Source organism: Halosolutus halophilus, from assembly GCF_022869805.1.
In the GTDB taxonomy this organism is placed as follows: Archaea; Halobacteriota; Halobacteria; order Halobacteriales; family Natrialbaceae; genus Halosolutus; species Halosolutus halophilus.
On record NZ_CP094974.1, the window covers coordinates 1,897,293 to 1,921,574 of the forward strand.

The window sequence follows — 24,282 nt, forward strand, 5'->3', positions numbered from 1 at the left end:
CGAACCGGACGAGCCGATCGGTCGTCCTATCCGCGCCGCTCGAGAATTCGGTCGATGATCAGCCTCGTCGACAGCAGTTCGTCCTCCTCGCTCGGTTCGCGTGCGCCCGCGCGATCGACGGTACAGTCGATGCCGCGCCGATCGAGTTCGGCCTCGATCGCGTCGGCGTCGTGGTGCTGGTCGTGGCCCAGCGCGATCACGTCGGGATCGATCTCCTCGATCGGGACGAAGATGTCCTCCTCGTGGCCGAGGATCGCCTCGTCGACCGCTTCGAGCGCGTCGACGACGTCCCGGCGCTGTGTCGCCGGACAGATCGGAGCCTCCTTGTGGTCGACGTTGGTCGTCCGGGCGACGATGACGATCAGTTCGTCGCCCATCGCCGCGGCCTCCTCGAGGTAGTGGACGTGGCCGGGGTGGAGAATGTCGAAGGTACCCTGAGCGATCACCGTCCGCGTCATGTTGGCGTCCCTCCCGCCGTCCCGTGGTCGTGTGGGCCGTGCATTCTCGGTGTCATCCTCGCAGTTCCTCGTCGATGTCCGCCTGCGTGAAATCGAAGAACTCCTCGGTGTCGGGGAGGTCGACGTCGAGCACGTGCAGATTCGTCGGCTGTCCCTGCGAGTCGAAGGCTTTCCAGTCGGTCCATCGGTAGGGCGCGCCGATGATAACGTGGACGCTGCCCCGCCCGAACGTTTCGAGGTCCGCGCTGCTCGGTCGGATGACCCCGTTCGGGTGCGAGTGGATGCTCCCGAGCGCCTTCACGTCGTTCGGAATCTGGCTCGTCTTGACGGTCGCGCTCACGCTGTTCGACTCGGTCCCCGGCACCACGAGAATATCCGTGATGACGAGGCCGTCCCGATCGAGTCCCAGTCGGTCCGCCTCGGTTCCCCGGAGAAAGCCCATGTACTCGTCGGGATGAGTGGCCTCCGAGGACTCGAGGGCGAACTCGAGCGTCTCCTCGGCGATGCCGAGGATTTCGTTCGAGCGAAACAGCGCGTCGAGCAGCCCCATGTCCCTACCTGTGGGCTTGCCGTTGCTAAACGTTCCGAAAGGGACCCCGTCGATCGGAGGTTCGATCGATCACCCTGCGGCCCCTCGATCGGCCCGGTTAGCTCTCGGCGTCGTCTTTTCGGACGATGCCGTCGAAAGTACCGTACAGCACGTCCTCGTCGTCCGCGTTGGTGCAGACGGCGGAACACTTCACCTCGTAGTGGCGATCGGTCTCGGTGACGGCGTCGACGACCATCCGGCAGGCGATCGTGTCGCCCGTCCGGACCGGTCTTCGGAACTCGAACTCCATGCTGCGAGCGATGTAGCTCATGTCGCCGCCGATCTTCGTCGGTAACGTGGCCGTGAGCAGCCCCTGGACGATCAGCCGGCCCTCCTCGTCCGGTTCCGTGTGGATGGCCTGCTGGTCGCCCGAGAGGTCGCCGAAGTCGCGGACCTCTTCGCGGCCGAACGTCCGCTCGTAGGTGTACTCGTCACCTTCCGCGGGCGGGGATGAGATGGGCATGCAGGAAGCGTTTCGCCGGTCGATCTTGTAACTGGCGTGCGACGGACTCGCAAGATCTGGGCGGTCCGTCGCAATTCGATCGGCATCCCGCCCTGCCGGAAATCCGGACCGATCGAACGCTCGTCGCTTCTTGACAAGGGTTATACGCGACCGTCTCAAATTACGGGCCAAGATGACACCCACGCCCGCCGGGAACGCCGGCGCAGACGACGGGGATTCCGTCGTCTACGATCTCGCTGCAGAGTGTACTGCAGAGGACGTCGAACAGGACACGCCTTATCTCGCCGAAATCAACGGTATCGTCGATTACGGCGTCTTCGTCGACCTCTCGGAGTCCGTCTCCGGGCTCGTTCACGAGTCCGTTCTCGAAGGAACCTTCGCCGTCGGCGACGAACTCGTCGTCGAACTCGAAAGCGTTCGCGACAACGGCGACATGGCGTTCGAACCGGCAGACGTCGAGGAGTACACCCTCCAGAACGTCTCCCACGACTACGCCCTGACCGGGACCGATCGACTCGAGGCCAACGTCGGCGACCAGATCCACCTCGAAGGGGAGGTCGTGCAGGTCAAACAGACCGGCGGCCCGACGGTCTTCCACGTCGCCGACGAGTACGGCGTCGTTCCGTGTGCCGCGTTCGAGGAGGCGGGCGTCCGTGCCTACCCGCGAGTCGAGGTCGGCGACGTCGTTCGCGTCACCGGCACCCCGGAACACCGCGAGAACTCCCTGCAGATCGAGGTCGACGGCCTCTCGAAACTCGACGGCGAGGACGCCGAGGAAGCCCGCGAACGGCTCGAGACGGCCCTCGAATCCCGCGCCGAGCCCCACGACGTCGAACCGCTGATCGACTGGCCGGCGTTCGAGAAGCTCCGGCCCGATCTCCGCGAGGTCGCGAAACTGCTCCGCCAGACGGTCCTCGAGGGCCGCCCGATCCGCGTGCGCCATCACGCCGACGGCGACGGCATGTGCGCGGCCGTCCCGGTCCAGATCGCCCTCAAGCGGTTCATCGCCGACGTCCACGAGGACGACGACGCGCCGCGTCACCTCATCAAGCGCCTGCCCGCGAAGGCGCCGTTCTACGAGATGGAGGACGCGACGCGGGACCTGAACTTCGCCCTGGAGGACCGCGAGAAACACGGCCAGCAACTCCCGCTCTTGCTCATGCTGGACAACGGCTCGACGGCCGAGGACGTCCCGGCCTACGAGACGCTGGCCCACTACGACATCCCGATCGCCGTCGTCGACCACCACCACCCAGACCCCGACGCGGTGGGCGACCTGCTCGACGCACACGTCAACCCGTACCTCCACGACGAGGACTACCGGATCACGACGGGGATGCTCTGTGTCGAACTCGCGCGGATGATCTACCCCGACCTGACCAACGAACTCCGTCACGTCCCCGCCGTCGCCGGACTCGCGGACCGATCGAAGGCCGACGCGATGGACGACTACCTCCAACTCGCCGCCGACGAGGGGTACGACGAGGACCGCCTCAAGGACGTCAGCGAGGCGCTCGACTACGCCGCGTTCTGGCTGCGGTACAACTCCGGCGACCAGTTGATCGAGGACCTGCTCCAGATCGACAACGGCGACGCCGAGCGCCACCGCGAACTCGTCTCGTTTTTCGCCTCCCGGGCCCGCGAGGAGGTCGACGAGCAACTCGACGCCGCGATGGCTCACCTCGAACACGAGGACCTCGACAACGGCGCGCACCTCTACCGGATCGACGTCGAGAACTACGCCCACCGCTTTACCTACCCCGCGCCGGGCAAGACCACGGGCGAAATTCACGATCGCAAGATCGAGGAAACCGGCGATCCGGTGATCACGGTCGGATACGGTCCCGACTTCGCCGTTCTCCGCAGCGACGGCGTTCGGCTCGACATCCCGCAGATGGTCTCGGAACTCGAGGAGGAGGTCCCCGGCGGCGGCGTCTCCGGCGGTGGCCACCTCGTCGTCGGTTCGATCAAGTTCGTCAAGGGCAAACGCGAGAAAGTGATCGACGCCCTCGTGGAGAAAATGGCCGAAGCGGACATCGACGAGGAACTCTCGAGTGCTGCCCCGATCGACGACTGACCGTCGCCGATCGACCGCCGATCGGCCGCGCAGTGTCGGCTCACCGCATCCGGATCGACCGCCGGAAGGGAGTTCGAGTCGGGATCGGTACGAACGAGTCGCGACCGACGGTCCTCGACGCCAGCGTCTCCGTCCCTGTTGACCATGATCGATCGACGCGACAGTACCGATCCGGCGACCGTCGTCCTCGTTTCGTCGTCGTCGGACCTGATTCGGCTCACGAGGGAGTTCGCCGCGGACGACGGCTCCATCGAACTCCACGCTGTTTCGGATACTGACACCGCCCTCGCGTTCCTCGATCGACGCGACTCGTACGTCGGCGCCCCGCGCGCCAGTCTCGTGCTCCTCGACGTCAGGGAGGGCGTAGACGGGACCGAGTTTCTCGAGGCGATCGTCGACGAGCCGACGCTCGCGCAGATTCCCGTGCTCGTCCTCGGGGAGCCATCGCAGCGCCAGTCCGACTCGAACGCGGGAGCGGGATCTACGGGAACCGGCGTGAGCCAGTACTACGATCGCCACGCGAACGCGTTCGTTCCCGTGCCGCCCGACAGTGAGGAGGTCGCCGACGTACTGCGCCGGATCGCGATGTTCTGGACGGCGACGGCGCGGCTTCCGAACCGGGACGATCGCCGCCGCTAGAACTGGTAGCGTCGCTCGTCGTCCATCGCCGGGTACTGGTCCGCACCGGTCATCTCCTCGAAGGTCATCCCGGAGAGATACTCGTCGTAGGTGACGTCGTAGGCCGATCGCAACTGGAAGTCGAGTTTGCCGCTGTCGACGGTCGTCTGGAACAGCAGGTGGATCGCCCGGCGGACGAGTTCGTCGGTGTCTTCGGGGTCGAGTGCGGCTTCGAGGAGGGCGAGTTCGTTGCGCGTCTCCCGATCGAGAGCGACGGGTCGCTCCTCATCGATGCCGGCGTACGATTGCTCTACGTCCTCGGTGAGATCGTCGAGGCTCATACGGAAGCGGAATCGAGCCGATCGGATAGCCTTTTCGTGGTCGCGGCGGAACCGACGGCCCGATCGGTACCGATCCGGATGCGATCGGGTCGCCTCGCGATCAGTACACGTAAGCCCGGCCACTCGCTAGCACGATCGATGAGCGACGCCGAGTCAGATGGGGACGCGGACACCGACGCGGGTCCGGAGTGGGACCTCCCCGACGATCTGGCCGCAGTCCGCGAGGCCCTGATCGAGTGGTACGAGGCCGACCACCGCACGTTCCCGTGGCGGGAGACCGACGACCCCTACGAGATCCTCGTCAGCGAGGTGATGAGCCAGCAGACCCAGCTCGATCGGGTCGTCGAAGCCTGGGAGGAATTCCTCGATCGGTGGCCGACGACCGCCGACCTCGCGGCGGCCGATCGGGCCGACGTCGTCGGCTTCTGGACGGGCCACAGTCTCGGCTACAACAACCGGGCGAAGTACCTCCACGAAGCGGCCACCCAAGTGGAAACGGAGTACGACGGGGAGTTCCCGGAGACGCCGGCGGGACTCCAGGACCTGATGGGTGTGGGTCCCTACACCGCGAACGCGGTGGCGAGTTTCGCGTTCGACAACGGCGACGCCGTCGTCGACACGAACGTCAAGCGGGTCGCGTACCGGGCCTTCGACGTGCCGGACGACGATGCGGCCTTCGAGGCGGCTGCGAACGAACTCCTGCCCGACGGCGAGTCCCGCGTCTGGAACAACGCGATCATGGAACTCGGCGGCGTGGCCTGTACGCAGACGCCGCGTTGCGACGAGGTCGGCTGTCCGTGGCGCGAGTGGTGCAGCGCCTACGGGACCGGCGACTTCACCGCGCCCGACGTTCCCACCCAGCCGAGTTTCGAGGGGAGCCGCCGCCAGTTCCGCGGGCGCGTGATCGCCGCGCTGCGGGAGTACGACGAACTCGCGATCGACACGCTCGGCCACCGTATCCGCGTCGACTACGCACCCGAGGGCGAGTACGGCCGGGAGTGGCTTCTCGGCCTGCTCGAGGACCTCGTGGACGACGGACTGGTCGACGTGAACCGATCGGGCGACGAGCCTATCGCCCGATTACGTCGATAACGGGTTCGCAGGTTCCGCGGGGGCTGATCGAACGACGCCTCCTATCTGGTCCCGATGGAGCTCCGTCCGGTCGGACGCTCGTTCTGCAGATTTGATTCGATGACGTACATTTATCCGCGTCAGTCACGAACACCTACATATGTTCGAACGCGTAACACACGCGCTGAACCGGGCCCGCTACGCAGCGACCGGTGCGGCGATCGGGGCCTTCGTCGGAGGATTGATCAGTCGAAACGGCGCGAGCACGGGTGCGGCGATCGGCGCTCTCGTCGGCGCGACGATCGGCGAGAAGCGAAGCGACGTCGACGCCGCCGTCGAGCGACTCGGTGATCTGAACGAAACGGGCCTGCGCTCCGGTTCGAAGTCGGACGCGCAGGATTGAATCGTACTCGCCGTCCCGCCGTTTTCGTCGCCGACTCGAATCCGAACCGTCAAATTCAGGAGTCGACTGGCGGGGACCATGGAGGTTCTTGTCCGACTGGTCGCGCTCCTCGTCGTGCCGTTGCTCGGAACGGGGCTGAGGCGACAGCGTCCGTACCTGCTCCTTTCCGATCGCCAAAGTCTCGCTTCCCGCCGATCGATATTGGTCACGTCCGACTGCCGACTGTCGACTGCCGTCGAACAAGTTAGCGAGGTATACGTATTATATTACAGTAGTTTTAAATGACGTAACAAGAAATGGAGTCGTGTATGCAACGACGCGAAGTGCTCCTCGGAAGCGGTACCGTCGCCGCCGTGTCCCTCCTCGGCTACGCCAACGCAGCGTCGACCGACGATACCGCTGCCGACGAGGACGGAGGTGGGACGGCAGCGCCGTCCGACCTCGACACCGTCCTCGAACTGGTCCCCGCGGAATCAGCCCTCGACGCGAGTTATCAGCGACTCCACTACGCCTCGGTCGAGGAGGTGGACGAAAACGAACTCGACCACGAGACCCGGCGCGTCCTGGACGATCTGGATGCGATCGAGTCGGACTCGGTATCCACGGTCAGTTCGGTACACGGCGAGAACGGGACACTCAGTATCAGTGCCATGACCGGGTCGTTCGACCGACCCGAGGCTGGCGACGCCACGGGCGAGGACGGCGACTGGCGAATCGCCGAACTTGACGACGGCGACGCGATCGCGGCCACGGACGATCGACTGGTGGTCGTCACCGCAGAGGACCCCACCGGGATCGCCGAGACGGCCGCCGAGGTCGCCCGCGGCGATACCGAGTCTGTCCTGAAGAGCCCCGAAAACACCGAACCGACGTTCGAACGGCTCGAGTCCTCGGAGTACGTGATTTTCCTTCCGAACCTGGAGGACTTCGACCACCTCGAGTTCGGCGACGACGTCGAGTCGATCGGGGTCGGCTTCGAGCAGCCGCGGACGCGTACGGCGTCCTCGGGGACGAGAGAAACCGAGTTCGTCCTCGGGCTCGCCCCGGACGCCGACGTCGACGACGACTGGATCGTAGAGCGCCTCGAACGGGTCGAACCGGGCGAGTTCGTCGAGACGTCGATCGATCGAACCGACGGCTTCGTCCACGTCGAGGCCGTCGTCGACCTGCCGCCTGAGCGGGACCGTGACGCCGCACCCGACGCGCGGGTTCGCGCCCACCCAGTGGCCGACGAGGGTATCGTGACGTTCGAACACCTCGATGGCGAGTCGATCGACACCGACGAACTCGAGGTGTGGCTCGACGGCGAACTCGCGGACGCGCAACTCGCCGACGAGTACGACGCCTTCGTGGAGGGAGATACCTTCGAACTCGAGACGGGGCCGATCGCCGACGTCGGACTGCGCTGGTTCGACGAGGCCGAGGACGTCTACTACTACTACGATACGGCCCTCGTCGGCGGCGACTCGTTCGAGGTGAGCTACGACGGCGACGACACGGTCGAGATCACCTACGTCGGCGACCGCGACGTCGATCCGGATCGTCTCAGGCTGGTTCACCGGACTAACGACGGTTCGTCCGCCCCCGAACGGACGGGGATCGACGACGTGTCGGGATCGCTCACGGCCGGCGAGACGATCACGGTCGAAGACGTCACGCTCGGCGATCGCGTCTCCCTCCAGCTGGCGGCACCGGCCAACCCGAACCGCGGACAGCGGCCGCTCGCTCGCTACCACGTTCGACCGCCCCGACTGCACCTCCGCAGTCGCGGCGAGGGCGTCGTCGCGCGATACTACGATCGCCAGGACCGCGCCGCCGAGGAGTTCCGCGTGCTGGTCGAAGACGACCCGGGCGACGTCCAGTTCGCCGACGTCACAGACACCCTCTCGGAGGGCGACGAGATCGAACTCGGTGACTTCCCACACGGCACCAGCGTCGCCGTGGAGTGGCTCGAACCGGACGATCCCGTCGTCGTCGCGGAGACCGTCGTGCGCCCCTCCGCCCACATCCAACTCGCCTACGACGACGCCGAAGGGACGGTCACCGCCGAGCACGTGGACGGCGACCCGATCGCAGCCGACGACCTCGAACTCCGGTTCGACGGCCAGCCGGCCGACGACCAGCCAGCCGACGAGTACGAGACGTTCGAACCGGGCGACGAACTCGCGTCCGACGTGCAGCCGTTCACGTCGATCGAACTCGTCTGGGACGGTGGCGAGGACGTCGAGCACGGTCTCGGTCGCGCCATCGCCGGTCGGGAGTCGATCGAGGCCAGCTACGATCCCGACGCGGCCGAGGTCGAACTCGTTTACACGGGCGAACAGCCCGCAGACCCGGACGGACTCGTGATCGACCACGACCACGAGGCCCGGTCGGGCGACGGCGACGCCCTGTTCGCAGCCGAATACGAGACCCTGTCCCAGGGCGACGGGATCGTCGTCGAAGACGTCGCTCCCGAGGACCGGATCACCGTCATGCTTGTCCAGGACGGGGAGAACCACGTCTCTCATCGGTCGATCTTCCACTTCACCCCCGAGCCGAGATGGGCCTTCTCCTTCGACGAGCGGGAGAACGGCCTCGTCGCCATCTATCGCGAGCGGACCGATCGTGACGCCGACCACTTCGAAATCCTCGTCGACGGCGACGACGCCGACGTGCAGCCGTCGGATCGACACGAGACGCTGTCGATGGGCGACGAGATCGTCCTCGGCGAGTTCGATGCCGGTACCGAACTCACCATCGAGTGGACCGTCCCCGACGAGCCACGGGAAGTGACCGACCACGTCGTCCTCCCCGACGCCGAGTTCGACTTCGACCACCGGCCGGACGACGGAACGGTCGTGGTCGAACACGCTGGCGGCGACGAAATCGCTGCCGAGAATCTGGGCGTGGTCGTCGAACCGACCCGGTCCGAACCGACTGGCTGGGACGACCACGAGACGGTCACGGAGGGCGATCGCACGACGGTCACCATCGAGGAGACCGAACGCGGTCGCGGGGCGACGGTCGTTGCCGTCGTGTTCCAAGAGCACAGAGCGATCGCCCACGAACGAATCGACGACTGATCGCGTCCGCCGGTCGATCGGCCCCTACAGGAGCAGGAAGCCGACGATCGAGACGGCGATGAAGACGGCTTTCAGGCCGACGTTGACGGCGATCACCTTCGTCCCGAACTCCGCGCCCCAGATGCCGTACTGGAACGGGATCGATCGCTTGACCGTGCCGATCGTCAGCGAGACCAGACTCCCGACCAGCAGCGTGACGACTGCCTCCTCGGGGGTGAAGACGTCGCCGATCATGGGTGCGATCGCGATCGCACCGCTGGTCGGATCGACGGTCGACACGAGGACCACGGGCACCGCAGCGCCCGGGAGGCCGACCAGCGCCGTGATCGGTTCGGCGATCCCGGTCATGGCTTCGAGGTCGACGTACTCGAGACCGACGAAGACGAACGAGTAGATCACCGCCAGCCGCGGCACGATCGAGCGGAGGCGGTCGCCGGTCTTGGCGGCGGCGTGGCGGACCCTCTCGCGGTGGGATCGGGGACCGTCGTCGCCGCCTCCGTCGGGGGCGTCGGGATCGATCGCACCGCCGTGGTACTCGTAGCCGCGCAGGAGGACGGCCCCGGCGACCAGACCGACGATCGTGATCGCAAGCGAGATGCCGGCGCGCACACCGACGTACAGAAGCCCGACCCGGAGGCCGAGAATGGGAACGAGGACGGGGCCGTAGTAGGTGAAGATGTGCTGGAGGAAGCCGAAGAACGTGTTGACGACCACGGCGATCAGCGTCGCCCGGTCGTCCAGCAGGCCCGACTCGCGAAACTCCGCGAGCATGCCGTACCCCGCGGTGACCGAGACGGTGTTGGTGATGACCGCCGCCCCGACCTCCTCGGGGAGGTTCGCGGGGTCGGTGAGGTAGCGACCTGCGCGAGCGACGACGTCGACGAGTCCGTACGCGACCGCGAGGTTCGCGAGACCGACGCCGGCACCGATCAGGAGCGTGATGGTTGCGATCCGCGGGAAGGCCTCGGATAGCAGAACCGAGACGATCGACGGCACACTGCCCGGTTCGAAGTCCGACAGGAAATGGTCGTCGGATCGGGCAATCGAGTCGCAGGAGACCTATCACGCCGCGTTGATCTCGGGTACATATTTCCCGATCCCGTTCGTTACACCAGCCATGACCGACATCCACGTCGTCGCTATCAGCGGGAGTCTCCGCGAAACGAGTTACACCAGACGGGCCCTCGAACGGGTCCTCGCCGCGGCCGATCGGGCCGGTGCCAGTACCGAACTGCTCGACCTCCGGGAGTTCGAGTTGCCGCTGTTCGACGCTGACGTCGACAGGGACGACGCCGGCGACGCGGACGACCTCGCCAGACGGGTGCGGGAGGCGGACGCCATCGTACTCGGCACGCCGATGTACCACGGCTCCTACTCCTCCCCGCTGAAGACCGCCCTCGATTACTGTGGCTTCGACGAGTTCGCGGACAAGACCGTCGGGCTGTTGGCAGTGTCTGGTGGTGCGTTCCCCGTGACGGCCCTGGATCACCTGCGATCGGTCTGTCGGGCGCTCAACGCGTGGGTGATCCCCCACGAGGCGGCGATTCCGAACGCGAGCGCGGCCATCGAGGACGGCGAGTTCGTCGACCCGAAACTCGAGGAACGGGTCGCGACGCTCGGCCGGCGTGCGGTCCAGTACGCGACCATCGAACCGGACCCGGGATCGTTCGAGAGCGACCAGAACGTGGGCGCGGAGGGCAAGTGATCAGGGGTTCAGCAGTCGCTGGAACCGGTGCTGGTGGGCCAGAAACGAGAACATGACGAAGACGAACACGCCGAGGTGGAGCGCGTCGATCCAGACGACGAAGGAGGTGACACCGAGCGAGAGCGCCGGCGAGGTCGCCGTCCACTCGACGAACCACACGGACACCAGCAGGGTCGCCGCCCCGGCGGCCAGCAACAGCGCCGGTCCGATCGGCATCTCGGCGATCTGGGAAGTGATCCGGCAGCGGAAGACGCGACGTTCGACGATGAACTGTGCGGCCAGAATCCAGACGAGGACGACCGTCGCGACGACGAGACCGGGGACCCCGTCGATCAGTTCCGCCACCCAGAGCCAGACGACCCAGCCGGCGGTCAGCAACAGTGCCGCTCCCAGCCGTCGTGGCTGGAGGAGATCGCCGTCCTCGCTTACCGTCACCCCGAAGACGCCGGCCCTGAGCAACGAGCCACAGAAGAGAATTCCGAGGCCGGCGAGCGCCGTCGCGGCCGTCCGAGGGCCGACGACGAGGCCGAACCAGAGCCCGACGGCGAGGGTCTCGACCGCCGTCGCCGAGAGCGCCGCGGTCACACCGACGACCCGACGTCGGGTCGTGCGACCGAGCACCTCCGGCTGACGGATAACGCTCATACCAGCATGCTCTGTAGCGACCCGTTTCGTTATGCGAGCCTTTCCGACCGTCCGGTTCGTGAGACGACGGATACGGCTCCCTGCCGGGGCTTTCTCCGATCGAAATCGCGGGTTTACTCGCGAGTGGTGGGCGATAACCGGCGATAGCGGAGCTGAAACGGCTGCTAAGGATCGTCCCGATGAGAGGCCAGAAAACCCCCACGAGATCGGCAGGATCGCGTTTGAGCGCCGTCCGATCGGCAGCGGGTGTCTCGAACCAGGAGGGAAACCGCGGAATCGGCCGACGGAGGTGGCGCGTCCGTTTCCGAACGGGAGTCGGTAGTCGGCGCGTAACGCACGGCCGGTCGGCTCGATCGATCGAAACGGTGAACAGAATTATGTACGGTGGTGTGGTCGTCCCGAATTATGCCCGAGACGGAAGGACAGGACAGGACGTTGTACGAGCTCGTCGTGAAGGAAGCGGTCGAAAAAGGGATGGACACGCCGCTTCGGGACTCGATTCTCGAGGGTGTCGAAGAATCCGGCAGCCAGCCGTCGGGAGGGCGGAGACTGCCGCTCGCGGGGGCACTGCTCGGCCTGGGAGCAGCCGTCGGGTTCCTGGCGGGACGACAGTCGACCGAACTCGAGGAGATGCCGCTGGAGGACGTACAGGAACCGGAAATCATCGAGGACGTCGTGGAAGACGTCGCCGGCGAGTCCGAAGAAGAGGGGATGCTGGAGACGGAGGCCGAATCCGAAACCGGGGAGTCGTCCTCACGGCTCCCCCGAATCATCCTCGCGCTGGGGGTGATCGCCGGTGCCGTGCTCCTCCGGCGTCGACTCGGCGGCGGCGAGGAGGAGGAGTGGGAGCCGATCGAGGAGTTCGAACCGGCGACCAGCGCCGGGATGGACGAAGAGGAGACGGACGGCGAGGACGAAGAAGCCGAAGCGAGCGGTGACGAAGAGACCGGCGAAGAGGCGACGGGCGAAGAAGAAGAGGAGTAAGACCGACGATCGCGAGGGCGGGACCGGACGACGGGTGCCGGACGACGGGTGGTCACGCGCGTGTACCGTATTACGGTCCCCGTCGATACTTTTCGCGTACTACGACCCCATCGATACCTTTCGTGCACTATCGACCCCGACGATAACTGTGGACTGCCGTCGCGAGAACGATCGGATCCTGGTCGACATCACGACTACTAAGAGGGCCACGCCGACACTGTGACCCAATGGAGACGACTCACCGCGTGTTCGTCGGTGACGCCCGGGACCTGTCGGCGGTCGCCGACGACGCCGTCGAACTCGTCGTCACCTCGCCGCCGTACCCGATGATCGAGATGTGGGACGACCTCTTTACCGACCTCGATCCGGCCATCGGCGACGCGCTCGCGGCCGGCGACGGCCGGGGAGCGTTCGAGGCGATGCACGCCCAACTCGATCGGGTCTGGGACGAACTCGAGCGCGTGCTCGTCGACGGTGGGATCGCGTGTATCAACGTCGGGGACGCGACCCGATCGGTCGACGGGAGTTTCCGGGTGTATCCGAACCACGCCCGGATCCTCGAGGCGTTCGAGTCGCGGGGGTTCGACCCGTTACCGGACGTCCTCTGGCGCAAGCCGGCAAACAGCGCCGCGAAGTTCATGGGGAGCGGCACGCTCCCGCCCAACGCCTACGTCACGCTCGAACACGAGTACGTGCTCGTCTTCCGGAACGGCGGCGACAGCCGCGAGTTCGAACCGCGGGCCGATCGGCGGTACGAGGCGGCCTTCTTCTGGGAGGAGCGCAACCGCTGGTTCTCGGACGTCTGGACCGACGTGCGCGGCGAACTCCAGACGCTCGAGGGCGACGCCGTCGACGACGACCTCCGCGAGCGATCGGCGGCGTACCCGCTCGAGATCCCCTACCGCCTGATCTGTATGTACTCGGCCTACGGCGACACCGTCCTCGACCCCTTCTGGGGGACCGGGACGACGTCACTGGCCGCGATGTGTGCCGGTCGACACTCGGTCGGGTACGAACTCGAACCGGCGTTCCGCGAGGTATTCGACGACCGGGTCGCCGAGGTGCCGACGCTCTCGCGATCGATCGGCCGAGCGCGGCTCGATCGCCATCGGGAGTTCGTCGCCGAGCGCCGCGCCGACGGGAAGGCTCTCTCATACGAGGCCGAGCACTACGACACCGGCGTCGTCACGAAGATGGAACGGGGGCTCCGCTTCCGCGAGGTGACGGCGGTCGATCCGATCGAGGAGGGGTACCGGGCCGAACACGAGCCGCTGTCGATCGAGTGATCCGCCGAACGGGTCGGCCGACGGACACGATCTGGCCGGGAACCACAGGGTTATGATCCGCGGGTCACAGCAACGTGTGCATGAACGTCGATCTCGATCGCTTCGACTCGCGACGATCGACCGTCTACGCCAACCGCGGGATGGTCGCGACGAGCCAGCCGCTCGCAGCGGAAGCGGGCGTATCGATCCTCCGGGAGGGCGGAAACGCCTTCGACGCCGCGGTGGCGACGGCGGCGGCGCTCAACGTCGTCGAACCGACCTCGACCGGGCTGGGCGGCGACGTCTTCGCGCTCTACCGGACCGCCGACGGCGAGGTGGGTGCGATGCGCTCGTGTGGCTCCGCGCCGGCCGACGCGTCGATCGAGACCGTGACGCAGGCGCTCGAGGGGACGGACGACCTCGAACGCTACTATCCGGCGTCGCGAGGATACGCCGTCGACGGAGACGCGAGCGGCGACGACCTCGAGATGCCGTTTCTCGGCCCCCACGCGGTGACGGTCCCCGGGACGGCCCGCGGCTGGGAGGCGACGGTCAAGGAACTCGGCCGGAAGACGCTCGGCGAGGTGCTCCAGCCGGCGATCCGCTACGCGACCGAGGGGTATCCCGTCTCCCCGGTGATCGCGTACTACTGGCAGGGTGCCGAGGACCTCTTCCGAGACGGGCATGCCCGCGAGGCGTACCTCTTCGACGGCGAGAGCCCGGACCCGGGCCAGACCGTGACCCTGCCCCGACTCGGCGAATCCATGCAGCAGATCGCCGACGAGGGCGCGGACGCGTTCTACGAGGGGTCGATCGCGGACGCGATCGTCGAGGAGATCCAGTCCGCGGGCGGGTTCATGACGCACGACGACCTCGCGGACTTCGAACCCGAGTTCATCGAACCCGTCAGCACCACCTACAGCGGAGCGGAAGTGTACGAACTCCCGCCGAACAACCAGGGCCTGATCGCACTCGAGGCGCTGAACGTCGCCGAGGAGATCGGTGCGGGCGAGCACGACTACGACTCGCCCGATCGGGTACACGCCTTCGCGGAGGCGACGAAACTCGCGTTCGTCGACGGCCACCACTACGTCACGGATCCCGAGTACGAGGCGATCCCGCCGCTTGCGGACAAATCGTACGCGCGCGAGCGGGCACGGGCGATCGGCGAGACGCCCATCCAGGACCCCGCGGTCGGCGTGCCGAACGCGAACGCCGAGGATTCGGACACGGTCTTGCTCACTGTCGGCGACGAGGAGGGGAACCTCGTCTCCTACATCAATTCCCGCTTCGCCGGTTTCGGGAGCGGACTCGTCGCCGGCGAGACGGGGATCGCGCTCCAGAACCGCGGCGCGTCGTTCTCGCTCGACCCTGCCCACCCCAACAGCCTCGAACCGGGCAAACGGCCGTTCCACACCCTGGTCCCTGCGATCGCGAAACTCGACGAGGACGACTGGATGGCCTTCGGTGTCATGGGCGGGTACATGCAACCGCAAGGGCACGTCCAGGTGCTCTCGAACATCGTCGATTACGGGATGGACCCGCAGGCGGCACTCGACGCGCCACGCTGGCGGTACCGCGAGGACGGGACGCTCGGCGTCGAGGAACGGCTCCCGAACGCCGCGAAACTGGCCCGACGGGGCCACGACGTCTCCGTCCTCCCGCCGGTCATGTTCGGCGGCGCGCAACTGGTCCGCCGCCGGGGTGACACTCTCGCCGGCGCGACCGAACCGCGTAAGGACGGCAACCCGATCGGGTACTGACAGGCAGACGACCGGTCAGAGAGGCTGAATATCGACGCGAGGTTTTTACGTGCACCGCTCTCAGCGGAGATATGAACAGCGGTCTCGCGAGTCCGGAGCCGATCCCGGTGCGAGTACTCGTCGTCGGCTCGTCAGACTGGGGCCAGCGGGTTTCGACGGCGTTCGAGGACGACGAGATCACGATCACGATCAGTGGGCCGGTCGCGGACGTCGACGACGCCGAACTCGCGTCCGCAGATTGCGTCCTCACGGACGATCGGGCCGTGCTCTCGGCCGTCGAATCGAAACCGGTGCTCTTCGTCGTCGAGTCCGACGCCGATCGTGACGTCGGCGGACTCCTCGACGACGATGCCACCGACGTGATCCCGGAGGCGACGATCGACGACCCGCCATTGCTCGCCCATCGACTCAGACAGACCATCCAGTTCCACTCGACGCGAGCGGCGGTCGAGCGACGCGAGGAGTGGTTCCGCGCACTGATCGAACGATCGTCGGATCTGCTCACCGTCCTCTCGGAGTCGGGTCAGGTGACGTACGTCAGCCCGTCGGTGGAGCGCGTCGTCGGCGCCGAACCGACCGAACTGCTCGGCAACCACGTGATCGACTCCGTCCACCCCGACGACAGGGCTGACGTCGTCCAGACGTTCGACGCGGTCTGTGACGACGATCTCGGCACGACGCGGACCGTCGAGTACCGGTACCTGGACGACGACGACACCTGGGGCATCTACGAGGCCGTGCTGACGAACCGACTCGACGACCCCGTCGTCGGGGGCGTGATCGCCTCGATACGCGACGTGACGCAGTTCCACCGGGTCCAGCAGGAACTCGGCGAGTCGTTCGAACGGGTGACGGACGCGTTCTTCGCTCTGGACACCGAGTTCCGCTTTACGTACGTCAACGATCGAGCGGGGGAACTGCTCGACTTCGAGCCCGGAGACCTGCTCGGCCGGGAGTTCCTCGAGGTGTTCCCCGGCATGCAGGAGACGGAGTTCGAGCGCCAGTCGCTCGAGGCGATGGACGAGCAGGAGCCCCGGACGCTCGAGCGATACTACGACCCCTACGACATGTGGATCGAGGCGCGGATCTACCCCTCTCGATCGGGAATTTCGGTCTACTTCCGCGACGTTACCGACCGCGTCGAACGCAAGCGTGAACTGGCCGAGCGGACCGAACGGTTACAGGTGCTCGTCGAGAACGCCCCGATCATCCTCTACGTGCTCGACGACGACGGCACGTTTACGCTCTCGGAGGGGCGCGGCCTCGAGAACATCGGTATCGAGCCAGGCGAGGTGATCGGCAACTCGGTCTTCGAGGTGTTCGACAACTACCCGGACGTCTGCGACGACGCGAGACGCGCCCTCAACGGCGAGTCGGTCCACCGCCAGCGGCGGATCCGCGACCGCGTCTTCGAGAGCTGGTACCGACCGATCACCCGAGAGGGGACGATCGATCGGGTCATCGGCGTTGCCGTCGACGTCACCGAACGAGTCCAGTACCAGGAGGCGCTGAACGCCCTCCACGAGGCGACCACGCATCTCCTGGCCGTCGAATCCAAACAGGCCGCGTGTGAGTACATCGTCGACGTCGCGACCGACGTTCTCGACCTCGACAGCGTCGTCTACCGGTTCGACGAGCAGCACAACGAACTCGTTCCGGCGGCGTACTCGGCGGAGTTCGAGTCGGCGATCGGGTCACCACCTCGTCTCGGACCCGACGGGGGGTCGGCGTGGCAGACGTTCGTCGACGGCACACCGACCGTCTTCGACGACGTGGACGCCTCCGAACAGTGGTTCGACGCGTCGGCCGTCCGGAGCGGCCTCTACGTACCGCTGGGTGAACACGGCGTGCTCGTCGCCCTCTCGCCCGAGTCGAACGAGTACGACGAGGAAACCGTCGAACTCGCGGAACTGTTCGCGACGACGGCCGAGGCTGCGCTCGACCGGATCGGCCGGACTCGACGGCTCCACGATCACGAGCGCGAACTCAAGCAGCAGAACATCCACCTCGAGCGACTGAACCACGCCAACCAGGTCCGGCAGGACATCGAACAGCTCCTGTTGATGGCCGACTCCCGGACCGAGATCGAGGAGGGAATCTGCGACAGACTGGTCGATCTCGAGTCGTGCTCGATGGCCTGGATCGGCGAACCCGATCCGAGCGGGAATCAGATCCGTTCCCGAACGGTATCCGGGCTCGATCGGGGCTATCTCGACTCGGTTGCAGTGACGACCGTCGAGGACACTGCCGCCGAACCCGCCGGCCGGACCGCACGAAGCCGTACGCCGACCCACGTCGAAAACGTCGCCGACGCGGTCCGAGACGGTGCCTGGCGTGCCGATGCCCTCTCTCGGAACTTCCAGTCGGTGTACGCCGTCCCGCTCGTCTACGACGACTTCCTCTACGGCGTCCTCACGATCTACGGCGAGGATCGGGACGTCTTCGACGAGACGCTTCGCTCGACGCTCGCGGAACTCGGGGAGACCATCGCGTACACGATCGACGCGGTCAAGCGCAAGAACGCCCTGGTGGACGACGATCGCACGGAGGTCGAACTGGAACTCGACCGCGAGTCCACGCTGTGTCGACTCGCGACTCGACTCGACGCGCGGCTGACGTTCGAGGGGGCGACGTCGCGAGAAGACGGCTCGACGATCGTGTTCGTTTCGGTCGACCGGTCGATCGACGGCGCCGACCTCGACGGATCGGCGGCCGACGTCGACGGGATCGAGCACGCGTCGATCATCGCGGATATCGAAGCGCAGACGCTGGTGCAACTCCAGTTCACCGGATCGTTCCTCGGATCGATCGTCGACGCACACGGTGCCACGTTGCGGGCCTTCACGACCGACGGGACGACCGCCCGGGCGGTCATCGACGTCCCGGACGCGATCGAGATCCGTGAGGTGCTGTCGGACATCGAACGCCACGGGATCCCCGCGTCGATGGTCGCCCGTCGCGAACAGCCGACGGCCGAAGACACGTCGCTCGACGCACGGAGCCGAAATGCCCTGCTCGAGACGCTCACCGATCGGCAACGAGAAGTCGTCCAGACCGCCTTCCACGGCGGATTTTTCGAGTGGCCACGGGAGACGACCGGCGAGGAGATCGCCGAATCGCTCGACATTTCGGCCCCGGCGTTTCACAAACACGTCCGGTCCGTCGAGGGGAAACTCTTTACCGCGCTGTTCGACAGCACGACCGCGGTCCCTGACGGTTAATTGATTAACCTCAGACCGAAACGCAGCCTATACAGTTAACGGTTAGCCTCTTTGCACCGAGTCGCAAACAGGGCGAATGTCTTCCAGCGTATGGGGGTACCTATCCAATGACCGAAATGACTTCACGATCGCCGTCGGTATCGACTGAGGAGCCGTACACCGTACAGTACGATCGACTCGACGACGAACCACTCAGCGTCGCCGTGGCTGACGCCGTCGCGGCGTTCTGTAACGACGACGTCACCGCGCTCGATCCGCTTCACTACTCGATCAACGCCGACGCACTCGAGCGCCTCTTCGAGCCGCGGGCGGACGGACTCCGATCCGGGGGGTCGGTGACTTTCGAATACAACGATTGTCTGGTAACCGTCGATTCTGACGGCGAAATCAGAGTCGAATCCGCGTAACACGCGACTTCCGTTTCTGTTTCTCGATATTCGCGCGATAAACCAGTGGTGTATAAACACATTATATTGTAATTATCCACCACCCGGAATCTCTATATAGGGTGCTCATGTACGAGACGTAATCCATGCCTGAACAACACACGCAGACAATGAAAGACGTTAGCCACACCCCACCGGTCGGGAACTCCGTCACCAACGTGTGGTACCGCGGCCACGAATTCCACGACGAGTAACTGCCCGAAGTCGGCTCACCGACGGTCGATCGACGGTTTTCTTCGTGAGGTGGGTCTTGCCAACGCCACTTGGGCCCGAGATGAGTGCATCCGTGTCGCGGGAGTCGGTCGTGAATCGTCGGAGAAGCTGCTCGATCTCGTCCTCTCGATGGAGCAGATTGGGTGTCGTGAGTCTTAAATTGTGAGAAGGAAGCGGATTATTCTACTATCTCTGATGAACTTCGAGCCGTACTGAATACAAAGCGCATATTAGTTACGAGATCGGTGTCGAACCACTACGTACAGCGAGGGTACGTAGTACTGGGTCACACTCCGACGTTGGAGGAAGGGCTATGCGTGTCCGACGCGAACTTCCATCGGTTCTCATCGAATGCCACAGCTAGCACGCACGATTGCCATCTTGGGCCGGATGGGAGCGGGAAAACCACCCAGGCAAAACTCCTTACAGAGCGCCTGCAAGCGACCGGCTACGACGCGCAGTACGTTCACGCGCTGTACTATCTTTCTGATAACATCCCCTATGCAAACCGGCTCCGGAGACACCTCGGCCCACGGAAAACGCGTCCCCAAGAGCCGGAACATGGCTCACTCTACCTCGTTCGACGGGTACTGTTCGGGCTCGTTAGTTTTTGGTTCGCGCTGCTCACAATTGGGATGATTTCCGTCCAGGTTCGCAACAAGAGGCAAGTCGTGGTGTTTGACCGGTACTACCACCAGTTCTTCTATGACGTGTACGGGTCGGCAAGTATCCCGCTTTCACATCTCCTTCCCCGACCGTGGCGGATGATTTACTTGGATGCTGACCTCACCACGGTCCAGACACGGATGGACACTGTTGATCAAGCGGTCGATGGGCAGTACTATGCCACCGTCATTGACATGTACGACGAATGTGCAACACCTGGGTGGCTATCCTTCCGTGCAGAACTACCGATTGCAACGCTTCACGAGCAAATCTTCCAGGCAATCTGGGATCGATCGAGACCAGATCGTCTCACAACAGCGGCGATCAGATAAGACCAATTCTCTTCCGTGGGAAACTGTTGGTCGACGAGGGGAGAAAACGTCGGTATATTGCTTGACGAGATCGATAAAGACTATACTGACATCCCAAAGGTCATGGCCTATGTTGTTAAACCACATGACCGTCTTGAAGACGTCATCTCTGTCTGGGACGAGTTTTTCGACTCCCCTTACCCCTGTCATACGTTAATCGGGGTCGACCAACTGGCTCTCGAAGGACTCCTCATCGAGATCGACGTAGAGGTCCCACTTGAAGAATAGAACAAATCGGCCTGATTGAACTAATTTCCTATATATTCAGTACCCGTACTGCATATAGAGCGCGGATTCATTGCAGTACTTCTCTCAATGGTCGGTGAAATCCGTCCTTGGTAACCATTAACATACTGGGTCACGAATTGGGAGAGGCGTTCCTCATGTAGAGAGGTGGAATCGACGTGCGTGTTGTATGGAACGCGAACGGGAGCACACAACAATGCCAACCTACATCGTCCTGTTCAAGAAAACCGAAGAAGGGCGGAAGATAACGGCTGAGGACGCACGGCAACGACGAGCGAAGGGGATAGAGATCAACGAAGAGTACGGGACGGAGATACGAGGTCTCTATTATGGACTCGGCGAATACGAGATGGTCGCGATTGTTGACGCGCCTGATAGTGAAACTGTGGCGAAAGTCCAACTCGCCTACGAGCGAGAGGGCCTCGCCCGCACAGAGGCGTTTGAGGTGTTCGAGCCAGACGAGTGGGACGCAATCCTCGAAGACGCACTCTAAAGAGTAGCGGCCCTACTGACTATATCCTCCGTATTCAGCACGCTACTTGTGACAATGTTGGTAGAGATCACTGAACCGTTGCTGAATACACAGCGCGAATGTGGCACGAGCTGAAGGTCAATCTGCGGAGGACGGTGATCGGTCAGTACAGATGATGTACTGGCCGAAGTTGGCGCTGAATATCACTATACAAACAGCTGACAGAAGCAGACTTATATGTTATCTCATCTAATTTTGGATACATGGTTCCCGATATTGAAACGGACGGTGGAACGACTGAGACAAATCGAGATGAACATGTGGGTGTGCCACAGAGTGCTGTCAGAAACGGGGTACTCGACGCTATCGGAACCATTGCCCTCCTTGGATTCTCTCTTTTAGCCCTCTTCATTGGTGTGAGAGGATTCTTTGTCGATTCCTCAATGGCTATCAGCGGGACATTCATTGTTATCTCATGTCTGCTGGCCGCAGCAGCATTTAATCTCATCCCGCCATTCCGGAATTAGTCCATGACGTTACAATAGAATTCAGTGATATTCCAAGCGGTCAGTTCGCATATCTATGTAACAACTGCTTCAGACAAAATTATATCTGGAGAATCAGATTCCAACAGAGCCAAATTAGACGATTTTTCTGGCTATTCGGTGGTAGTGTCGCCGACACCATCCTCAGTCCCACTCCCAGATCTGACTGTGTCTAGTTCCTCGATCCGCCGCGTCGCCGACGGGATCATCAGCAACCGTCCGAACGGGCCTCGAGACGGTGGCTCGACGTCCGCTTCGAGCAACCATTCAAGCGCCTCTCGAACGTGCTTCGGTGACGTCGTATCGGCAGCGATTCGGTCGGCTTCGAACACTAACCGACGCCCGATCGTGAGTCGCCCAATAATAAAACCTGTTGTGACCGCTACGAGCACTACGAATTGTCCGACTGAAGATCCATATGGAAGCACGCCAACGGCGATTGCGGGTATTCCAAGGGTTAACGCGGTGACAATCGCCAGCAGCGTGGTCACGTCAAACTCGCGAACGTGTCGCTGTTCCATGCCCGCGAGCACTGCTAGGAGAGCACGATATGTCTCTTTGGACGCCTCTTCGTGTAATTTTCCGGTCACGAACAACCAACGATAGCTGGGCGGGCCGCGAACGGAGGCAGCGTGATAATTGAACGGAACTCGTGGATTGAGTTTGTACGCTGCTCGGGGAACGAGTTCGATTCGGTTGACGGATAGACCGACGTTTTCGACGACGTCGCCGAGACGAGTAGATCCGTCCATTGGCACCGACCGTTCCGTGAGGCGGTACCAGAGTGGAGTGCCGGCGTACCAACAGACGCCATACAGTACGAGCAGCACGAGACCAGCCGCGAACTGTGCGCCATACGGCGAAAGAACGCCAGTGAGAGACGACGAAAGAACGACGGTAGTGAGCGCGGAAAGTACGAACAATCCGCTCAAAACCGTTGCGACTCGAACGACATATTCAACTGCATTTCGTCGAGAAACGTCTGGATCCATTCCCGCAGACGTATAGGGGAATACACCAAGATACGCGCCAACGATCGGGACGATCGCGCCAGCGAGTGTTGGCAACCATGCGAGAAACTCAGCACCGGGATACGCTCCAACACCGACGACCGAAAGCACACGGCGGGTATCTTCTAGACTTCCAGTTCCAAGCAAACTTGCTATCGTTATCACCCACGCGATAACGGCGCCCGTGACAAACGACGCGAGAAGAATACGGTTCGTCTCCTGTGACGAGTCATTCACACGAGTAACGTATCGGGCCCACACTCGGAACGTAACGAATTCCAGGAGGGTTATCCCGAACAGAGTGACAAATGGTTCAATCATAGTCAATCAGTTATCACATATCTGTAGCAGATGGTTATAAGCTGGATGAGAGCGCTGAACCGACGACAATTGTTCCGATAAGCAGGAAGATGATACTGAGACAGAATCCATTCGCGTTTTGTGGGGGGATAGAGAAAACCAGCATCCAGATGTCGATCAATGTCGTTTGAACTCCGAGCAAAGCCTGTTTTATTACAGTCATATATCGGTGTGGAAGCGAATGTGTTAAAAGTTTGTTTATCATACTCCGCAGACGTATATTGGCAATATTCGCAAGTATACTGAGCGGATGGTTCACCGATTTCAGAGTGAAACAAACGAGGCTGCCCTGCTGAGCTCATGCTCTGTATTCAGCACGCTGTTCTTGACAGCACTTCGGTAGTTCGATCAGGTCTTGCTGAATACAGGGCGCAGGCCGTGTTTAGACGCTAGTAATATTGCCTCTATGTCGGGAATTCTAGGAAATGAAGCGAGCACAGGTGGATGTGCACTCCAAACTGGCCCGCTTCACCGAACGATGCGTCGAATTGTCTCAAAAAGCTGTCGGAAGCGGTTCGAAAGAACCTCTCAGCAAAGGAAAGGGTGGCTACGCTGATTGGGTGATCGTAGCGATCCATGGTCTTCGGGAATACCTCGATCACTCCTACCGACGGTTGCTAGACGTTCTTCGAGAAATGCCAGCTATTGTCGCCAAACTCGGCCTTTCACCGGATGAGTTGCCGGACTTCACCACCGTTTGTGTTCGAAAACAGGATCTCAAGATGCCCGTCTGGCGGATGCTGCTGCAGCTGTCGGCGGAACTATTCGATACCGGAGAGGTACAAGCAATCGACTCAACCAGCATCGCTCATCGCTCGTCCAGCCACAACTACGCAAAGCGCGTCAAAGGAACGTTTGAGTCGGTTAAAACCACTATTCTCGTAGACTGTTCTACGCGAGCTATTCTCGACGTACACTGCTCAATGAACCTACCACATGACACGCAGATTGCGTGGCAAGTCCTGAAAAGAAACCTCAGCAACGTGGAAACCGTCGTCGCCGACAAAGGGTTTGATTGGGATGAACTCCGGCAGATGCTGCGAAACGAGGGAATTAGACCGGTGATCAAGCATCGTGAGTTCTACTCGCTCGATGCCACACACAATGCTCGGATTGATGATGAAACCTACCATCAACGGTCTATCGCAGAATCGATGTTTTTCGCGTTACGCAAGCGATTCGGTTCAACACTTAAGGCAAGAACGTGGTTCGGACAGTTCCGCGAACTCGTCCTTAAGGCCGCCGTCAGAAACATCGAACAATCGCTCAGGGCCTAACTCAAATG

At 63.1% G+C, this 24,282-nt stretch carries 24 protein-coding genes; 17 read left to right on the forward strand and 7 right to left on the reverse strand.

Annotated elements, in window-relative coordinates:
• Window positions 1-26: 26 nt before the first annotated feature.
• From MUG98_RS09330 to MUG98_RS09340, 3 genes are all read right to left on the reverse strand, one after another.
• Window positions 27-458, reverse strand: a complete 432-nt coding sequence (locus MUG98_RS09330; RefSeq protein WP_265111861.1) for an FAD synthase family protein — start codon at window positions 456-458, stop codon at window positions 27-29.
• A gap of 52 nt (window positions 459-510) precedes the next feature.
• Window positions 511-1,008: a Mov34/MPN/PAD-1 family protein gene (locus MUG98_RS09335; protein ID WP_265111862.1), complete on the reverse strand. Its 498-nt coding sequence runs from the start codon at window positions 1,006-1,008 to the stop codon at window positions 511-513.
• Window positions 1,009-1,105: 97 nt separating this feature from the next.
• Window positions 1,106-1,510, reverse strand: coding sequence for a MaoC/PaaZ C-terminal domain-containing protein (locus MUG98_RS09340; protein ID WP_265111863.1), 405 nt, complete (start codon window positions 1,508-1,510; stop codon window positions 1,106-1,108).
• A 172-nt stretch (window positions 1,511-1,682) separates the two neighbouring features.
• Between MUG98_RS09340 and han the strand changes: the two genes are divergently transcribed.
• Both han and MUG98_RS09350 read left to right on the forward strand, forming a co-directional pair.
• The gene (han, locus tag MUG98_RS09345) at window positions 1,683-3,587 is read left to right on the forward strand and encodes a Hef-associated nuclease (protein WP_265111864.1); all 1,905 of its coding nucleotides are present in this window, start codon (window positions 1,683-1,685) and stop codon (window positions 3,585-3,587) included.
• A 144-nt stretch (window positions 3,588-3,731) separates the two neighbouring features.
• Window positions 3,732-4,226 (forward strand): response regulator, encoded by a 495-nt coding sequence (locus MUG98_RS09350; protein WP_265111865.1) that lies wholly within the window; start codon window positions 3,732-3,734, stop codon window positions 4,224-4,226.
• Here the strand turns inward: MUG98_RS09350 and MUG98_RS09355 are convergent.
• Window positions 4,223-4,546: a ribbon-helix-helix protein gene (locus MUG98_RS09355; protein WP_265111866.1), complete on the reverse strand. Its 324-nt coding sequence runs from the start codon at window positions 4,544-4,546 to the stop codon at window positions 4,223-4,225. The two genes, MUG98_RS09350 and MUG98_RS09355, sit on opposite strands and share 4 nt — an antisense overlap.
• A 138-nt stretch (window positions 4,547-4,684) precedes the next feature.
• On the opposite strand from MUG98_RS09355, the gene MUG98_RS09360 reads away from it, so the two are divergent.
• The 3 genes from MUG98_RS09360 (at window position 4,685) to MUG98_RS09370 (ending at window position 9,085) form a co-directional block, all read left to right on the forward strand.
• Window positions 4,685-5,638, forward strand: coding sequence for an HhH-GPD family protein (locus tag MUG98_RS09360; RefSeq protein ID WP_265111867.1), 954 nt, complete (start codon window positions 4,685-4,687; stop codon window positions 5,636-5,638).
• Window positions 5,639-5,777: 139 nt separating this feature from the next.
• Window positions 5,778-6,020: a glycine zipper 2TM domain-containing protein gene (locus MUG98_RS09365; RefSeq protein ID WP_265111868.1), complete on the forward strand. Its 243-nt coding sequence runs from the start codon at window positions 5,778-5,780 to the stop codon at window positions 6,018-6,020.
• A gap of 308 nt (window positions 6,021-6,328) precedes the next feature.
• A complete protein-coding gene (locus MUG98_RS09370) occupies window positions 6,329-9,085 on the forward strand; it encodes a hypothetical protein (RefSeq protein ID WP_265111869.1) in 2,757 nt (918 codons plus the stop codon).
• A 24-nt stretch (window positions 9,086-9,109) separates the two neighbouring features.
• On the opposite strand, the gene MUG98_RS09375 is transcribed toward MUG98_RS09370, so the two are convergent.
• A complete protein-coding gene (locus MUG98_RS09375) occupies window positions 9,110-10,081 on the reverse strand; it encodes a nucleoside recognition protein (protein ID WP_265111870.1) in 972 nt (323 codons plus the stop codon).
• A gap of 121 nt (window positions 10,082-10,202) precedes the next feature.
• On the opposite strand from MUG98_RS09375, the gene MUG98_RS09380 reads away from it, so the two are divergent.
• Window positions 10,203-10,790 (forward strand): NADPH-dependent FMN reductase, encoded by a 588-nt coding sequence (locus tag MUG98_RS09380; protein WP_265111871.1) that lies wholly within the window; start codon window positions 10,203-10,205, stop codon window positions 10,788-10,790.
• On the opposite strand, the gene MUG98_RS09385 is transcribed toward MUG98_RS09380, so the two are convergent.
• Window positions 10,791-11,435: a hypothetical protein gene (locus tag MUG98_RS09385; protein WP_265111872.1), complete on the reverse strand. Its 645-nt coding sequence runs from the start codon at window positions 11,433-11,435 to the stop codon at window positions 10,791-10,793.
• A 405-nt stretch (window positions 11,436-11,840) separates the two neighbouring features.
• Between MUG98_RS09385 and MUG98_RS09390 the strand changes: the two genes are divergently transcribed.
• The 10 genes from MUG98_RS09390 to MUG98_RS09430 all read left to right on the forward strand — a co-directional run bounded on the left by MUG98_RS09390 (window position 11,841) and on the right by MUG98_RS09430 (window position 21,609).
• The gene (locus MUG98_RS09390; protein ID WP_265111873.1) at window positions 11,841-12,419 is read left to right on the forward strand and encodes a hypothetical protein; all 579 of its coding nucleotides are present in this window, start codon (window positions 11,841-11,843) and stop codon (window positions 12,417-12,419) included.
• Between the two features lie 227 nt (window positions 12,420-12,646).
• Complete coding sequence (locus tag MUG98_RS09395; protein ID WP_265111874.1) at window positions 12,647-13,705, forward strand: DNA-methyltransferase; 1,059 nt, start codon at window positions 12,647-12,649, stop codon at window positions 13,703-13,705.
• Window positions 13,706-13,785: 80 nt separating this feature from the next.
• Entirely contained in the window at window positions 13,786-15,447 is a 1,662-nt protein-coding gene (locus tag MUG98_RS09400; RefSeq protein ID WP_265111875.1) for a gamma-glutamyltransferase family protein, read from the forward strand.
• 71 nt (window positions 15,448-15,518) lie between these two features.
• Window positions 15,519-18,668, forward strand: a complete 3,150-nt coding sequence (locus MUG98_RS09405) for a PAS domain-containing protein (protein ID WP_265111876.1) — start codon at window positions 15,519-15,521, stop codon at window positions 18,666-18,668.
• Window positions 18,669-18,775: 107 nt separating this feature from the next.
• Window positions 18,776-19,075 carry a HalOD1 output domain-containing protein gene (locus tag MUG98_RS09410; RefSeq protein WP_265111877.1) on the forward strand — a complete coding sequence of 100 codons (300 nt, stop codon included), beginning with the start codon at window positions 18,776-18,778 and terminating at the stop codon, window positions 19,073-19,075.
• A 125-nt stretch (window positions 19,076-19,200) separates the two neighbouring features.
• Window positions 19,201-19,308 (forward strand): DUF7989 family protein, encoded by a 108-nt coding sequence (locus tag MUG98_RS25640; RefSeq protein ID WP_486606252.1) that lies wholly within the window; start codon window positions 19,201-19,203, stop codon window positions 19,306-19,308.
• Window positions 19,309-19,644: 336 nt separating this feature from the next.
• The gene (locus MUG98_RS09415; protein WP_265111878.1) at window positions 19,645-20,325 is read left to right on the forward strand and encodes an ATP-binding protein; all 681 of its coding nucleotides are present in this window, start codon (window positions 19,645-19,647) and stop codon (window positions 20,323-20,325) included.
• A gap of 57 nt (window positions 20,326-20,382) precedes the next feature.
• Window positions 20,383-20,592, forward strand: a complete 210-nt coding sequence (locus MUG98_RS09420) for a Rid family hydrolase (protein ID WP_265111879.1) — start codon at window positions 20,383-20,385, stop codon at window positions 20,590-20,592.
• A gap of 187 nt (window positions 20,593-20,779) precedes the next feature.
• Entirely contained in the window at window positions 20,780-21,103 is a 324-nt protein-coding gene (locus tag MUG98_RS09425) for a GYD domain-containing protein (RefSeq protein WP_265111880.1), read from the forward strand.
• A gap of 242 nt (window positions 21,104-21,345) precedes the next feature.
• Window positions 21,346-21,609 (forward strand): hypothetical protein, encoded by a 264-nt coding sequence (locus MUG98_RS09430; protein ID WP_265111881.1) that lies wholly within the window; start codon window positions 21,346-21,348, stop codon window positions 21,607-21,609.
• A 131-nt stretch (window positions 21,610-21,740) separates the two neighbouring features.
• Here MUG98_RS09430 and MUG98_RS09435 read toward each other — a convergent pair whose 3' ends face one another.
• Window positions 21,741-22,958, reverse strand: coding sequence for a hypothetical protein (locus MUG98_RS09435; RefSeq protein ID WP_265111882.1), 1,218 nt, complete (start codon window positions 22,956-22,958; stop codon window positions 21,741-21,743).
• 485 nt (window positions 22,959-23,443) lie between these two features.
• Between MUG98_RS09435 and MUG98_RS09440 the strand changes: the two genes are divergently transcribed.
• Entirely contained in the window at window positions 23,444-24,274 is an 831-nt protein-coding gene (locus tag MUG98_RS09440; RefSeq protein WP_265112437.1) for an IS5 family transposase, read from the forward strand.
• The last annotated feature ends 8 nt before the right edge of the window (window positions 24,275-24,282 follow it).

Coding starts and splice junctions, on each gene's coding strand:
- MUG98_RS09330 (WP_265111861.1), bottom strand. CDS start 458: ATGACGCGGACGGTGATCGCTCAGGGTACCTTCGACATTCTCCACCCC.
- MUG98_RS09335 (WP_265111862.1), bottom strand. CDS start 1,008: ATGGGGCTGCTCGACGCGCTGTTTCGCTCGAACGAAATCCTCGGCATC.
- MUG98_RS09340 (WP_265111863.1), bottom strand. CDS start 1,510: ATGCCCATCTCATCCCCGCCCGCGGAAGGTGACGAGTACACCTACGAG.
- han (WP_265111864.1), top strand. CDS start 1,683: ATGACACCCACGCCCGCCGGGAACGCCGGCGCAGACGACGGGGATTCC.
- MUG98_RS09350 (WP_265111865.1), top strand. CDS start 3,732: ATGATCGATCGACGCGACAGTACCGATCCGGCGACCGTCGTCCTCGTT.
- MUG98_RS09355 (WP_265111866.1), bottom strand. CDS start 4,546: ATGAGCCTCGACGATCTCACCGAGGACGTAGAGCAATCGTACGCCGGC.
- MUG98_RS09360 (WP_265111867.1), top strand. CDS start 4,685: ATGAGCGACGCCGAGTCAGATGGGGACGCGGACACCGACGCGGGTCCG.
- MUG98_RS09365 (WP_265111868.1), top strand. CDS start 5,778: ATGTTCGAACGCGTAACACACGCGCTGAACCGGGCCCGCTACGCAGCG.
- MUG98_RS09370 (WP_265111869.1), top strand. CDS start 6,329: ATGCAACGACGCGAAGTGCTCCTCGGAAGCGGTACCGTCGCCGCCGTG.
- MUG98_RS09380 (WP_265111871.1), top strand. CDS start 10,203: ATGACCGACATCCACGTCGTCGCTATCAGCGGGAGTCTCCGCGAAACG.
- MUG98_RS09385 (WP_265111872.1), bottom strand. CDS start 11,435: ATGAGCGTTATCCGTCAGCCGGAGGTGCTCGGTCGCACGACCCGACGT.
- MUG98_RS09390 (WP_265111873.1), top strand. CDS start 11,841: ATGCCCGAGACGGAAGGACAGGACAGGACGTTGTACGAGCTCGTCGTG.
- MUG98_RS09395 (WP_265111874.1), top strand. CDS start 12,647: ATGGAGACGACTCACCGCGTGTTCGTCGGTGACGCCCGGGACCTGTCG.
- MUG98_RS09400 (WP_265111875.1), top strand. CDS start 13,786: ATGAACGTCGATCTCGATCGCTTCGACTCGCGACGATCGACCGTCTAC.
- MUG98_RS09405 (WP_265111876.1), top strand. CDS start 15,519: ATGAACAGCGGTCTCGCGAGTCCGGAGCCGATCCCGGTGCGAGTACTC.
- MUG98_RS09410 (WP_265111877.1), top strand. CDS start 18,776: ATGACCGAAATGACTTCACGATCGCCGTCGGTATCGACTGAGGAGCCG.
- MUG98_RS25640 (WP_486606252.1), top strand. CDS start 19,201: ATGCCTGAACAACACACGCAGACAATGAAAGACGTTAGCCACACCCCA.
- MUG98_RS09425 (WP_265111880.1), top strand. CDS start 20,780: ATGGAACGCGAACGGGAGCACACAACAATGCCAACCTACATCGTCCTG.
- MUG98_RS09430 (WP_265111881.1), top strand. CDS start 21,346: ATGGTTCCCGATATTGAAACGGACGGTGGAACGACTGAGACAAATCGA.
- MUG98_RS09435 (WP_265111882.1), bottom strand. CDS start 22,958: ATGATTGAACCATTTGTCACTCTGTTCGGGATAACCCTCCTGGAATTC.